Below are 11,282 nucleotides of genomic sequence, written 5' to 3' on the forward strand. Positions count from 1 at the left end.
GGGCTGGGCTGGGTGATGACGGTTCGGGCGACGAGCGGGGCTCGGCTGGGCTGGGTGATGACGGTTCGGGCGACGAGCGGGGCTCGGCTGGGCTGGGTGATGACGGTTCGGGCGACGAGCGGGGCTCGGCTGGGCTGGGGTCGGGGGTTGAGGATGAAGCCGCGGCCTATGTTGCTGGGGCGGCCGATTTCGGGGCTGCGCTGGGTGAGGACGAGCCGTCCCTGGCTCAGCCCACCGCGCGGCCGGCGGCCGCCGACGGTCTGGGGGTTCCCTCGCAGGGGCGCCGCCGGCGGGGCGGGGTTGATGCTTCTGGGGGCGGCGTGTCCCGTACCCCGGAAGCTGATGACGCGCAGAGCGATGGCGCGGCAGAGGCCCTGGCCGGTGAGATGCCGGCGTTGGAGGATGAGTCCGAGCTGGCGGCGGCGCTCGAGGCGATCATGCTGGTGGTTGATGAGCCGGTGGCGGAGATGCAGCTGGCGCAGATTCTGGAGCAGCCGACCGAGCGGATCGCGGCGGCGTTGGAGGATTTGTCGGCGCGCTATACGGCGGCCGGGCACGGGTTTGACCTGCGGCGGGCAGCCGGGGGGTGGCGGTTTTACACGCGGCCCGAATATGCGGCGTACGTGGAGCGGTTCGTGCTTGACGGGCAGTCGGTGCGGCTGACACAGGCCGCGCTGGAGACGCTCGCGGTGGTTGCTTACAAACAGCCGGTGACGCGGTCTCGGATCTCGGCTATCCGCGGTGTGAACTGTGACGGGGTCATGCGTACGCTTGCTACGCGCGGCCTCATCGAGGAGTGCGGCACCGAAGGCGAAACCGGGGCACACCTGTATCGCACGACTGCGCTGTTCCTCGAGAAGCTCGGCCTCAACTCGGTCGAGCAGTTGCCGCCGCTTGCCCCATTCCTGCCCGACGACGTGGAAGAAGTGCTCGATGCCACAGGCTGACACCGCCGAACGCCTCCAGAAAGTGCTGGCGGCCGCCGGTGTTGGATCGCGCCGCGCCTGCGAAGACCTGATCTTCCGGCGGCGCGTGACCGTCAACGGCAAGGTCGCCAAGCTGGGCGACAAGGCCGACCCCGCCACCGACGAGATCCGCGTCGACGGCGCCCGTGTGGTGACCGACACCAAGCTCGCCTACATCGCCCTCAACAAGCCGCGCGGCGTCGTGGCGTCGCTCGACGACGAGAAGGGGCGCACCGAGCTCGCCGACTTCCTCGCCCAGTTCCCGATGCGGCTGCACCACGTCGGCCGGCTCGACGCCGACAGTGAGGGGCTGCTGCTGCTCACCAACGACGGTGAGCTGACCAACAAGCTGACCCACCCGTCCTACGGCGTGCCCAAGACCTACCTGGCCGAGGTCATCAACGGGCCGCTGCCCCGCAACGTCGGGCGGCAGTTGCTCGCCGGCGTCGAGCTGGAGGACGGGCCGGCCAAGGTCGACACGTTCCGCCTGGTCGACGCCGTCGGCAAAACCGCCCAGATCGAGATCACGCTGCACGAGGGCCGCAAGCACATCGTGCGCCGGATGCTCGACGCGGTCGGTCACCCGGTCACCCGGCTGATCCGCACCTCGATCGGCCCGATCCGGCTCGGCAACCTGCGCACCGGCGGGTTCCGGCATCTGTCCAACGCGGAGGTCGCCGCCCTGTTCAAGGCGGTCGGCGACTAGGTGATCGCGGCCGCCCGCACCGAACGGCTCGGCGAGGACCGGGTGCGGGCTCTTCTGCGCTTGCAGCATCCCGACCTGGCCGGCCTGGCGTTGCGGGAGTTGACCACCGGGGGCGGCAGCCGGCTGTGGCGGCTCGGCGACGAGTTCGCGGTGCGGCTGCCCCGCACGCGGGACGCGGCTGACCGGCTGTGCCGGCAGGACCGCTGGCTGCCGTTGCTGGCGCCCGGGCTGCCGCTGGCGGTTCCGGAGCCGGTGCGGATCGGGGCCCCGTCAGTGCTGTTCGGACGGCACTGGGCCGTGGTCCGGTGGGTGCCGGGAGAGACCGGCCTGCCGCTGCCCGCCGACGACAAGTCGATGGACGTGATGGCGGCGTTCCTGAAGGCGCTGCACGTCGAGGCGCACATCGAAGCGCCCGGATTTCGGGTCGCCGGCGGCCCGAAAGTGCCGCGGTGGATTCACGGGGATCTGGGGCCGTCGACGGTGGCGCAGGACGGGGGGATGCCGGCCGGGGTCGTCGGGTTCGGGGAGTTGTGCGGGGGAGACCCGGCGGTCGACCTCGCCTCGGTGTGCCGGTGGCTGCCCTCGACGGCCGGGGAGCGGTTGCTTGCCGCCTATGGGGCCGACGACGAGATGATCGCGCGGGTCGAGCGGTGGGCGACGGCGCTCTGAGCGGATCGGGCGAAGCCGGGATCAGGCGGCGGCCAGCGCGATCGCCACGCAGAAGGCGAGCAGTGCCAAGCCCTGCAGCGACGCGCGGAGCGTGATGATCGAGTCCCACCGGGTCTGCAGGGCTCGGGCGTCGGCCGGGACGACGCCGTCGTCGACGGCTGCGATGAAAGTCTTGTTGATCGGCAGTGAGATCCGGTTGAACAGGACCAGCCACACCAGCAGCAGCACCAGTCCGGCGGCGGCCGCGATGCCGGCTCCGGAGAGGCCCGCGATCAGGGCGACGACGGTGGTTGCGGCCGAGGCGACGACGCTGCCGATGCCCGCGATCGGCATGCGCTGATTGCCGAACCGGTGCGAGCGCCCGACGACCTGAACCATGCTCCGATCGTCGATCTCGGCATAGGTCGGACGCATCACCAGGGCGCCGAGCACATCGGTTCCGAAGATCACAGCCGTGCAGAGCACGGCAATGATGGCGAGGGTCACGGTCAGGAGGGACACGGCGGGCTCCTTCGGGTACGGGATCTAGCAGCGCTAGAAATCTAGCACTGCTAGGATCGGATTGTGAAGCCCCCGACCAAAGCGCAGCTCGCCCGCGCCGGCCGCAAGGAACGCATCGTCGCCGCCGCCCGCGACATCGCCGACGCCGAGGGCTGGAGCGCGGTGACCGTGCGCCGGCTCGCCGACTCGATCGGATTCAGTCAGCCCGTCCTCTACGGCCACTTCCCGGACGGACGGGAGGGCATCGTGCGCGCGGTCGCGCTCGACGGATTCGTACGGATCGGAGCCGTCCTCCAGGGCGACGTCCGCGCGGTGGCGACCGCCTATCTCGGCTTCGCCCACGACAATCCGGCCCTCTACGAGGCGATGTTCAGCCTGCCCACCGACCTGGCGTTCGCCACTGCGGACACCCCGGCGGAGTTGCGGGCGGCGTTCGGCGGGATCGTCGGCGCGGTCGGCGGTGACGAGACCCGGGCCGAGACGTTCTGGGCGGCGCTGCACGGCCAAGCCGAACTGAGCCGGCACGGGCGGCTGCGGCCGGCGGCCCACCAGGAGCGGGTCGATCTGTTGGTGGGCTTGTTCGCTAGCTGAGGGCGGCGATGGTGGCGCGGATGTCCTCGATCAGGCGCTCGTCGTCCCCCACCCGGCCATCGTGCGTGCTGAGGGTGGGCAGGCGGTGGTCGGAGGCGGCCATCTCCTCGAGAGCGGGAAGGGTGCCGACCGCGCGCCGCTGACGGACCGCGGCGAGTGCGGGGTGGCCACCGCCGCGGTCGAATTCGGCCGGCAGGGGTCCATTCATGTCGGCCACCGGAACGCCGAGCCGGGCCAGCGCGCGAACGGCCGCCAGCCGGCAACCCCCGTCGACCAGCTTCTCCTTGAGCAGCGAGGTCAGGTCGGCGTCGGCCAGTTCGGCGGCGGCCCGGGCCGGGGTTCCTCCGTCGGCCAAGACCTCGCGCACTGCGGGGAGGGCGGCAGCCGGCCCGTCGAGCGAGGCGACAACGCGGGCGGCGAGCCCGTACGACGCCGTCCGGCAGCGGCTGCCCGGTCCGCATCAGCGCGAACGCGGCCGCCAGACGAATCCCGGGCGGGCCGTCCGCGGTGGCCCGCTTCAGCGCCTCGCGGATCGCCGGCCGAGCGTCGCCGTCGGCTTGTGCCGGGTCGGCGACGGCGCCGAGCAGCCACAACAGTGCGGCCCGGCCGTGCGGGGCGTCGCGGGCCAGCGTCGCGAGGAACGGCACCGCGGCGGCCGTGGCCGGGAAGACGGCACCGACGTAGAACAGGCGCTGTTCAAGTTCTTCGTGCGCCTCGATCACGACATCGGCCTCCGCGGAACCGGCGTTCCGCAAGTGCTCCGGAAGGTCGTGCGCCTTTCCGAACGCGTCGTCCAGCGAAGCCCAGGGAATGTCGGTCAGCACCGGCGCAGGTTACGCCCCGCGGAGGGCGGCCAGGACCGGGGCGTACAGGCGGCCTTTGATGGTTTCCAGGGTGGGACCGGCCTTGCCGGCATTGGCGTGGGCCAGGGCGACGGCGGTGTCGAGCACCTCGGCTTCGCTCACTGCGTGGTCGACGATCTGCCGCGCGTACGCCTCCTGACCGCCGAATCGGCGGGCCGTGACCATCGCCTCGTGGGCGGTCTGCGGCGTCAGCCGCGCCTGGATCAAAGCCGACATGCCGGCCGTGAACGGGATGCCGATGTCGGCCTCGGGCAGGCACCAGAAGCCGCGGTCGGCCCGCATGACCCGCAGATCGTGGCAGAGGGTGAGCATGGCGCCGGCCGCGAACGCGTGTCCCTGGATAGCGGCCACCGTGACGATCGGCAGCGAAAGGTAGCGGGCGAGCAGAGCGTGCACGCTCGTCAAATACGCCGCGTATTCATCGGAGTGAGCGGAGAGCCACTCCAGGTCGAGGCCGTTGGACCAGAACTTGCCGGTCGCCTTGGTGACCAGCGCGCGCGGCTCGTCGCTCTTGCCGACCTCGTCGAGCAGCGCGCCGACCTCGGCCAGCCAGTCAGGGTGCAAGCGGTTCTCGTCGGTGCCGAGATCGAGGAGGTAGACGTCGTCGTGCCGATCAAGGGTGGGCATGGCTGCTCCTTCCTACTCTTCGGTAACTTAACCCAAGTCACCCGGGTTCGTCGATGGCGGGCCCGGCGGGCACAATGGGAGGGTTGGTCGGCCAATTGAGGAGGAACGGTGGCTGAAGACGTACGCCCGGAGAAGTGCGTGGTGGCCGTCGATGGCCCGTCCGGTTCCGGCAAATCCACCGTTTCCCGGCGCCTGGCCGCCGCGGTCGACGGCGTCTACCTCGACACCGGCGCCATGTACCGCGCGGTGACCTGGGCCGTCCTGCAGGCCGGCGCCGACCTGACCGACCCCGACTCGATCGCGAAGATCGCACTGGAGACCGAGCTGTCGATCGGCACCGACCCGGCCGCGCCGCACTTCGCGGCCAACGGGGTCAACGTCGACGCACCCATCCGGGGACCCGAGGTCACTGCGGCCGTTTCGGCCGTCGCGGCAGTTCCTTCCGTACGCAAGCACCTCGTTGCCCTGCAGCAAGCCATCATCGCCGGGCACCCCCGCATCGTCGTCGAGGGCCGCGACATCGCCTCCGTGGTCGCCCCCGACGCCGACCTGAAGATCTATCTGACCGCTTCCTCGGCCGCCCGCGCCCAGCGCCGCAGCGCCGAGAACGCCTCCGACGTCGCCGCCACCGAAGCCGACCTGGCCCGTCGCGACACCCTCGACTCGTCGCGCGCCGCCGACCCGCTGCGCCAGGCCTCCGACGCCGTCGAGGTCGACACGACCGGCATGGGCATCGACGAGGTCGTCGCGTACGTCCTGAGGCTATTGAACAGCAAGGTGAGTTCGTGAGCTCGATGGTCTCTGTTAGCTCTTTCCCCACGCCTTCACCCGAGGCGGCCGACGGGCCGGCCCCGGTCGTCGCCGTCGTCGGCCGGCCCAACGTGGGCAAGTCAACCCTGGTCAACCGCATCATCGGCCGCCGCCAGGCGGTCGTCGAAGACGTCCCCGGTGTCACCCGCGACCGCGTGCCCTACGACGCGCAGTGGAACGGCCGGCGCTTCACGGTCGTCGACACCGGCGGCTGGGAACCCGACGCCAAGGACCGGGCGGCGGCGATCGCGGCCCAGGCCGAAATCGCCGTCCAGACCGCCGACGTGGTCGTCTTCGTGGTCGACGTGACCGTGGGCGCGACCGACGTCGACGAGGCCGCGGTCCGCATGCTGCGCCGCAGTCACAAGCCGGTCATCCTGGTCGCCAACAAGGCCGACAACCAGAACCTCGAACTCGAGGCCGTCTCTCTGTGGTCGCTGGGCCTGGGCGAACCCCACCCGATCTCGGCCCTCCACGGCCGCGGCTCCGGCGACCTGCTCGACGACATCCTCTCCGCACTGCCCACCCCACCCCCGATCGTCGAGGACGGCCCGCGCGGCCCCCGCCGGGTGGCGCTGGTCGGCCGCCCCAATGTGGGCAAGTCGTCCCTGCTCAACCAGGTCTCCAAAGAAGAACGAGCAGTCGTCGACTCGGTCGCCGGCACCACCGTCGACCCGGTCGACAGCCTGGTCTCCCTCGACGGCGAAATCTGGCAGTTCGTCGACACCGCCGGGCTACGCAAGCGAGTCCACCAGGCCTCCGGCACCGAGTACTACGCGTCCTTGCGTACGGCCGGCGCGGTGGAGGCGGCCGAGGTCGCCGTGGTCCTGCTGGACTCCTCGGAACCGATCTCGGAACAGGACCAGCGAGTCCTCTCGCAGGTCGTCGAATCAGGCCGGGCGCTGGTCATCGCCTTCAACAAGTGGGACCTGGTCGACGCCGACCGCCGCTTCTACCTCGACAAGGAAATCGACCGCGAGTTGAAGCGCATCCCGTGGGCGGTGCGCGTCAACATCTCGGCCAAGACCGGGCGAGCGATGGACAAGCTGGCGCCGGCCCTCCGGAAGGCCCTCGCCTCATGGGAACAGCGGATCCCGACGGGGGCGCTCAACCAGTGGCTGACCGCGCTGACAGCGGCGACGCCCCACCCGGTCCGGGGCGGGAGGGCACCACGGGTGCTGTTCGCGACGCAGGCGGGAGTGGCACCGCCGCGGTTCGTGCTGTTCACTACCGGGCCGCTGGATGCCGGATATCAGAGGTTCGTGGAACGAAAGTTGCGGGAAGAGTTCGGCTTCGAGGGGTCACCGATCGAGGTTTCGGTGAAGCCGCGCAAGAAGACGGGGCCGGGGGGTCGCGGGAAGGCGCACGGGTAGGGTTGGTAGGCTGTTGAGGTTGCCGCGGTTGAGTGTTGGCTGTGGTGGCGGGCTGTAGCGCAGCTTGGTAGCGCACTTGACTGGGGGTCAAGGGGTCGCAGGTTCAAATCCTGTCAGCCCGACTTCTGGAACGTCTTCGCAGGTCAGAAGCCTGCGGAGGCGTTCTTTTTATTTACGCTGATCGATTCTAAGGGTGCATGGAGCCCTTTACTCGGCATCCGCGCGAGCGGATCGAAGCGCATTCCGGAAGATGTTTTCGCAGCTCAAGGCCGACCTTATGGGTCGGGAGGTCATTTTCGCGGACTCCTTTACTTGGCTGCCTTCGCCGTTGATGATCGAATGGGTCTTCGAGGCTCCGCTGTGTATCGCTGCAGGTCAGCGGGCCGTGTAGGCCGTTCGGGTGTTGCCTCTTGTGGCCGTTGACTAGGCGGCATCACCCTTTACTCGTGAGCCGGGGTCGCGGACCGGAGTTTTTGGCTGCGGGACGCGAGCACGCCGCTGCGCGACCCCTTGACTCGGGCGGCTGTGCTGCCGGGCAGCGACTCCTTGACTGGGGAGCTGGCATTGAAGATCGAGAGTCTCCTGGCTGGTGTTCAGAGTCAGGCCTGGGCGGTGTTGCTGAGAGACTGGGACCGGTCGTTGCGCGCCGGGAATCATCCGGAGACCACTCGGTACAACTATGTGCTCGCTGCTTCGCAGCTGGCCGCGTATCTGGGCGAGCGGATGCCGGAGGTAGGCGGCGCTTGCGATCCGAGTTTGGTGGACAGCAGACAGGTGACGGCGTTTCAAGCGGCGGTGATCGAGGAGCGCTCGGTGGGGACCGGGTTGAACAAGTACAAGGCGTTGCAGCAGTTCTTCCGCTGGCTTGTCATCGAGGGCGAAGTTGAGCGGTCGCCGATGGACAGGGTGCCGCAGCCGACAGCGGTGCAGAAGCTTGTCGAGGTCCTCAGCGATGAGGAAACGCGACGCATTCTCGAGGTTTGTGAGGGACGCGGCTTCGTGCAGCTGCGCGACCAGGCGCTGGTCAGGATGTTCTACAACACCGGGGGCCGTCTGGCTGAGATCGGCAATCTCCTGGTGTCTGACGTCGATCTGGATACCGACTCGGTCGTCCTTACAGGTAAGGGTGGCAAGCAGCGCCGGGTGCGGTTCGGAGCCAAGACTGCGGGTGCTCTGCGGCGGTATGCGCGCGCCCGCAGTCGGCGTCCGGGCTTGACTGGCATCGACCAGTTGTGGATCGCCGCGAAGGGTGCCCGGCCGTTGAAGCCGAACGGCATCAAGATCCGGCTGCGGGAACTGGGGGACAGGGCTGGGGTCGAGCATGTCCATGCGCAGCGGTGGCGGCACAGCTTCGCCCATGAATGGAAGCTGGCCGGCGGTGACACTGGCGACCTGATGCTGCTGATGGGGTGGTCCTCGGAAGAGATGCCACGCCGTTATGGTGCCAGCGCGGCCGCGGAACGTGCCCAGCAAGTCCACGCGCGACTCGGCATCGGCGAACGCGTCTAACGGGTCCGGCCGCTGGCTGAGTCCACGCGGCCAGCGCTGAACGTTTCGTACTGCCTGTCGATGCTGGGCGGCCTGGCGGGTCTCCATGCCCATCCGCGCCAGCAGCGCGTCCAGGAAGCCCCCGGGACGGGCACACGTTCACGCTCGACCGCGAACCGAGTGACAAGCTCACCGATCTGTCCGTACGGGCGGCCGGCAAGCGCGCCCATCTCCTCTCAGAGTTGTTCCGCCAAGCCGGCGCTGGGCGCACATGGCCGATGAGCCTGGCCAGGATGGGCTGGCTCCGGCCGGCGCCCCGGCCGCGACGATAACCATTACAGTCGCATTCGTGAGCGCAGATCAGGGTCTTGTCCGGGTGTCCGATTCGTTCGGCGTACGCCGTACCCGAGCCGGATCGATCCTCGCGGATGACGGGACAAACTATCAGGTCAAGTGGGATGACACCGATGAGGAAGAGCTTGTCCCACGGGGCGCCGGCGTTCACGTCGCGACGAGGGGTTCGCTGCGTTTCCTGGCTCTGTCCGACTCCCGGCTGTTCCACGCAGTCTTCGCCCAAGAGCCCCTCGCGGTGGTTCTCCACCTGTTGGCCGAGTCGTCGGTCCCGCTGAAGGTGCGAGAGATCCGGGAGCGTCTGGCCGAGCTCGGTCTCCGGAACGAGACCTGGGCCCGGCACGGGCCCCGCGCGCTGGCGGTTCTACCCAAGTGGCCAAATGTCGTCCGACGGCAGAAGGGCGACACTCTGGCCTACGCCTGGGTGGGGGACGACCTTCCCGAACTCCCGTCAGAGGCCGAGCCTGAACCGGAGCCGGCACCTACGCCCGCGCCTGCGTCGAAGCCCGCTCCTTCTCCCGCCAAGCCGATCGCGGCTGCGACACCGGCCGAACCGACGGTGCCGTCCCCCGAGCGCCTTCGGCGCCAGATGAGCGCCGCGCGGAGCCTCGGCGAGGTCGCTCGCCTGCTCACGCTCCCGAGAGAGTTCGTGACTGAGTTGTCACCGGAGGTGGTCGCCTCCGCGCTCCGCCGGGTCGCCGCTGAGGATCGGCTGGTCGCGGGCTGGCTCGACGCCCTGACCGCCTCCGGGCCGATCGGTGCGCTGACCGAGGAACTGGCGACGGCCCGGGCGGCGAACGCCGCACTCCAGTGCCGGGTCGATGAGCTGGAGGAGTGGTGGACGGCCCTTGAGCAGAGCACCGATCCGGGCGCCGCAATCCATCAGCCGGGTAGCTGAGGAGCTTCTGGTGCGCCGGCTCGGAAGTGCGCAGGGAGGGCGATCCGCACCGCCTTGTATCTCCCCTCGCTAGAACGCGCCGATTTCTGTACCTCGCTAGCGCGATACGGAAGTTGCTGGAGACCTGTGCGATGCCAGCGCCGCTAGGGCGCCCGTGGCGCTGGCTGCCAGAAGGATGCCGCACTACGCCGGTCCAGCACGCCGGCACCGTGTGCTGGCCCGGTTCCGCTTACCGCGCCAGGGCCGCGAAAGTGTCGGCCACCCAGTCGGCGATGAAGGTGCTGACGTGGGGGAGATAGTCGAGGCCGATGTGTTCGGTGGCGCCTTCCTCGGGGGTGAAGACTTCGAAAAGCGCGATATGAGCTTCGTCGCCCAGATCCGGGCCGAGACTACGGACGGCTCCTGGCCGAAGGCCTGACCCGCTTCGCCGACCGCTACGGCATCCCACCGAGGACAACTGTCAGCCCGACAGCGAAGGCGTTCCCGCAGGTCAGAGTGTTGCGAGAGCCCCTCTTTCGTGCCTGGCGACGTCAGCCGGGTCGAGCACGCCGCTTGTAGACCCCTTGACTCGGCGGTGACGAGAGATGCCCTACTGAAGCTCGACCGGATGTGCGAAGGCCTGGAGAAGGGTGACTGGGCCGGCTTCCTGCGCGACTGGGACCGTGCCCTGCGGGCGGGGAATCACCCGGAGACGACGCGCTACAACTACCTTCTGGCCGCCGCCCAATTGGCGAAGTATCTGGCCGACGAGTCCCCCGATCCGGACGCGGATGACGCGGATGACGCCTGCTCGCCTACGCCATCTTTGACGGCACGCTGATCCCGATCGACCGGGTCGCCGACCAGAAGCCCTATTACTCCGGAAAGCACAAGCGCCATGGCGTGAACGTGCAGGTCATCGCGGATGCCGTTGGCCGTCTCGTCTGGGCCTCGGCGGCGTTGCCGGGTTCGACGCATGACCTGACAGCCGCCAGGGCCCACGGCATCATCGACGCGCTGACCGATGCAGAGGTGATGACCTTCGCCGATAAGGAATACCAAGGCGCTCGCGGCAGCGTGCGTACTCCGTTCAAACGGCGACGGTTCCGACCGAAACTGTCACGTCGGCAGAAGGCGGTCAACCGCTCCCACGCGAAGATCCGCGCTCGCGGCGAGCGAGCAATCGCCACACTCAAAACGTGGAAGGTCCTGGCCAAGCTGCGCTGCTGCCCTCGCCAAGCCACCGCGATCGTGCAGGCAATCCTTGTCCTGCATCACCTCGAAGCCCACCGCTATGCAGGATGAAAAGGGCTCACTGCTTAACCGAATTGTGATGCGACTGTGCATCAAGGGTTCGCCGACCCGGGAGGTCTACTTCGACAACGTACGCATCCCGGCCGACCGCATGATCGGCGACGAGGGCACCGGGTTCGCCACCGCGATGAAGACGCTCGACCACAC

General features: G+C 69.0%; 13 protein-coding genes, 1 tRNA gene and 2 pseudogenes. 13 read left to right on the forward strand and 3 right to left on the reverse strand.

Translation table 11 applies throughout. The features are described 5' to 3' along the window. Positions 1-8: 8 nt before the first annotated feature. The 3 genes from scpB to AB0M88_RS39840 are packed head-to-tail and all read left to right on the forward strand — an operon-like array spanning position 9 to position 2,340. On the forward strand, positions 9-947 hold the full coding sequence (gene scpB, locus AB0M88_RS39830) for an SMC-Scp complex subunit ScpB (protein ID WP_364111046.1): 939 nt from the start codon (positions 9-11) through the stop codon (positions 945-947). Next, positions 934-1,671 (forward strand): pseudouridine synthase, encoded by a 738-nt coding sequence (locus tag AB0M88_RS39835; RefSeq protein WP_364111033.1) that lies wholly within the window; start codon positions 934-936, stop codon positions 1,669-1,671. Before scpB ends, AB0M88_RS39835 begins: the two co-directional genes overlap by 14 nt. Beyond that, complete coding sequence (locus AB0M88_RS39840) at positions 1,672-2,340, forward strand: phosphotransferase (RefSeq protein WP_364111034.1); 669 nt, start codon at positions 1,672-1,674, stop codon at positions 2,338-2,340. It abuts the gene before it with no gap. Between the two features lie 21 nt (positions 2,341-2,361). Here AB0M88_RS39840 and AB0M88_RS39845 read toward each other — a convergent pair whose 3' ends face one another. Continuing rightward, on the reverse strand, positions 2,362-2,841 hold the full coding sequence (locus AB0M88_RS39845) for a DUF1772 domain-containing protein (protein ID WP_364111035.1): 480 nt from the start codon (positions 2,839-2,841) through the stop codon (positions 2,362-2,364). 63 nt (positions 2,842-2,904) lie between these two features. On the opposite strand from AB0M88_RS39845, the gene AB0M88_RS39850 reads away from it, so the two are divergent. Then, complete coding sequence (locus tag AB0M88_RS39850) at positions 2,905-3,432, forward strand: TetR/AcrR family transcriptional regulator (protein WP_364111036.1); 528 nt, start codon at positions 2,905-2,907, stop codon at positions 3,430-3,432. Here the strand turns inward: AB0M88_RS39850 and AB0M88_RS39855 are convergent. Next, positions 3,425-3,799, reverse strand: coding sequence for a hypothetical protein (locus AB0M88_RS39855; protein ID WP_364111037.1), 375 nt, complete (start codon positions 3,797-3,799; stop codon positions 3,425-3,427). The two genes, AB0M88_RS39850 and AB0M88_RS39855, sit on opposite strands and share 8 nt — an antisense overlap. A gap of 466 nt (positions 3,800-4,265) precedes the next feature. After that, positions 4,266-4,922 carry an enoyl-CoA hydratase-related protein gene (locus AB0M88_RS39860; RefSeq protein ID WP_364111038.1) on the reverse strand — a complete coding sequence of 219 codons (657 nt, stop codon included), beginning with the start codon at positions 4,920-4,922 and terminating at the stop codon, positions 4,266-4,268. A 108-nt stretch (positions 4,923-5,030) separates the two neighbouring features. Between AB0M88_RS39860 and cmk the strand changes: the two genes are divergently transcribed. The 9 genes and pseudogenes from cmk to AB0M88_RS39905 all read left to right on the forward strand — a co-directional run. Next, on the forward strand, positions 5,031-5,711 hold the full coding sequence (cmk, locus tag AB0M88_RS39865) for a (d)CMP kinase (protein WP_364111039.1): 681 nt from the start codon (positions 5,031-5,033) through the stop codon (positions 5,709-5,711). A gap of 5 nt (positions 5,712-5,716) precedes the next feature. Continuing rightward, positions 5,717-7,105, forward strand: coding sequence for a ribosome biogenesis GTPase Der (gene der, locus AB0M88_RS39870; protein WP_364111047.1), 1,389 nt, complete (start codon positions 5,717-5,719; stop codon positions 7,103-7,105). Positions 7,106-7,153: 48 nt separating this feature from the next. Further along, a tRNA-Pro gene (locus AB0M88_RS39875) sits at positions 7,154-7,227 on the forward strand. 442 nt (positions 7,228-7,669) lie between these two features. Further along, positions 7,670-8,614 (forward strand): tyrosine-type recombinase/integrase, encoded by a 945-nt coding sequence (locus AB0M88_RS39880; RefSeq protein ID WP_364111040.1) that lies wholly within the window; start codon positions 7,670-7,672, stop codon positions 8,612-8,614. 328 nt (positions 8,615-8,942) lie between these two features. Then, on the forward strand, positions 8,943-9,842 hold the full coding sequence (locus AB0M88_RS39885) for a hypothetical protein (protein ID WP_364111041.1): 900 nt from the start codon (positions 8,943-8,945) through the stop codon (positions 9,840-9,842). 286 nt (positions 9,843-10,128) lie between these two features. Then, entirely contained in the window at positions 10,129-10,260 is a 132-nt protein-coding gene (locus tag AB0M88_RS39890; RefSeq protein WP_364111042.1) for a hypothetical protein, read from the forward strand. Positions 10,261-10,449: 189 nt separating this feature from the next. Then, complete coding sequence (locus AB0M88_RS39895; protein ID WP_364111043.1) at positions 10,450-10,662, forward strand: hypothetical protein; 213 nt, start codon at positions 10,450-10,452, stop codon at positions 10,660-10,662. Beyond that, a pseudogene (locus AB0M88_RS39900) lies at positions 10,632-11,126 on the forward strand (transposase family protein); the annotation flags it as partial. The gene AB0M88_RS39895 and the pseudogene AB0M88_RS39900, both read left to right, overlap by 31 nt. A 31-nt stretch (positions 11,127-11,157) precedes the next feature. After that, positions 11,158-11,282 (forward strand): annotated as a pseudogene (locus AB0M88_RS39905) (acyl-CoA dehydrogenase); the annotation flags it as partial.

It is taken from the genome of Actinoplanes sp. NPDC051411, from assembly GCF_040682075.1.
Lineage (GTDB): Bacteria > Actinomycetota > Actinomycetes > Mycobacteriales > Micromonosporaceae > Actinoplanes.

Bases quoted from the DNA above. Each gene is read 5' to 3' on its own strand.
- AB0M88_RS39835 (WP_364111033.1), top strand. From the start codon at position 934: ATGCCACAGGCTGACACCGCCGAACGCCTCCAGAAAGTGCTGGCGGCC.
- AB0M88_RS39860 (WP_364111038.1), bottom strand. From the start codon at position 4,922: ATGCCCACCCTTGATCGGCACGACGACGTCTACCTCCTCGATCTCGGC.
- der (WP_364111047.1), top strand. From the start codon at position 5,717: ATGGTCTCTGTTAGCTCTTTCCCCACGCCTTCACCCGAGGCGGCCGAC.
- AB0M88_RS39895 (WP_364111043.1), top strand. From the start codon at position 10,450: ATGTGCGAAGGCCTGGAGAAGGGTGACTGGGCCGGCTTCCTGCGCGAC.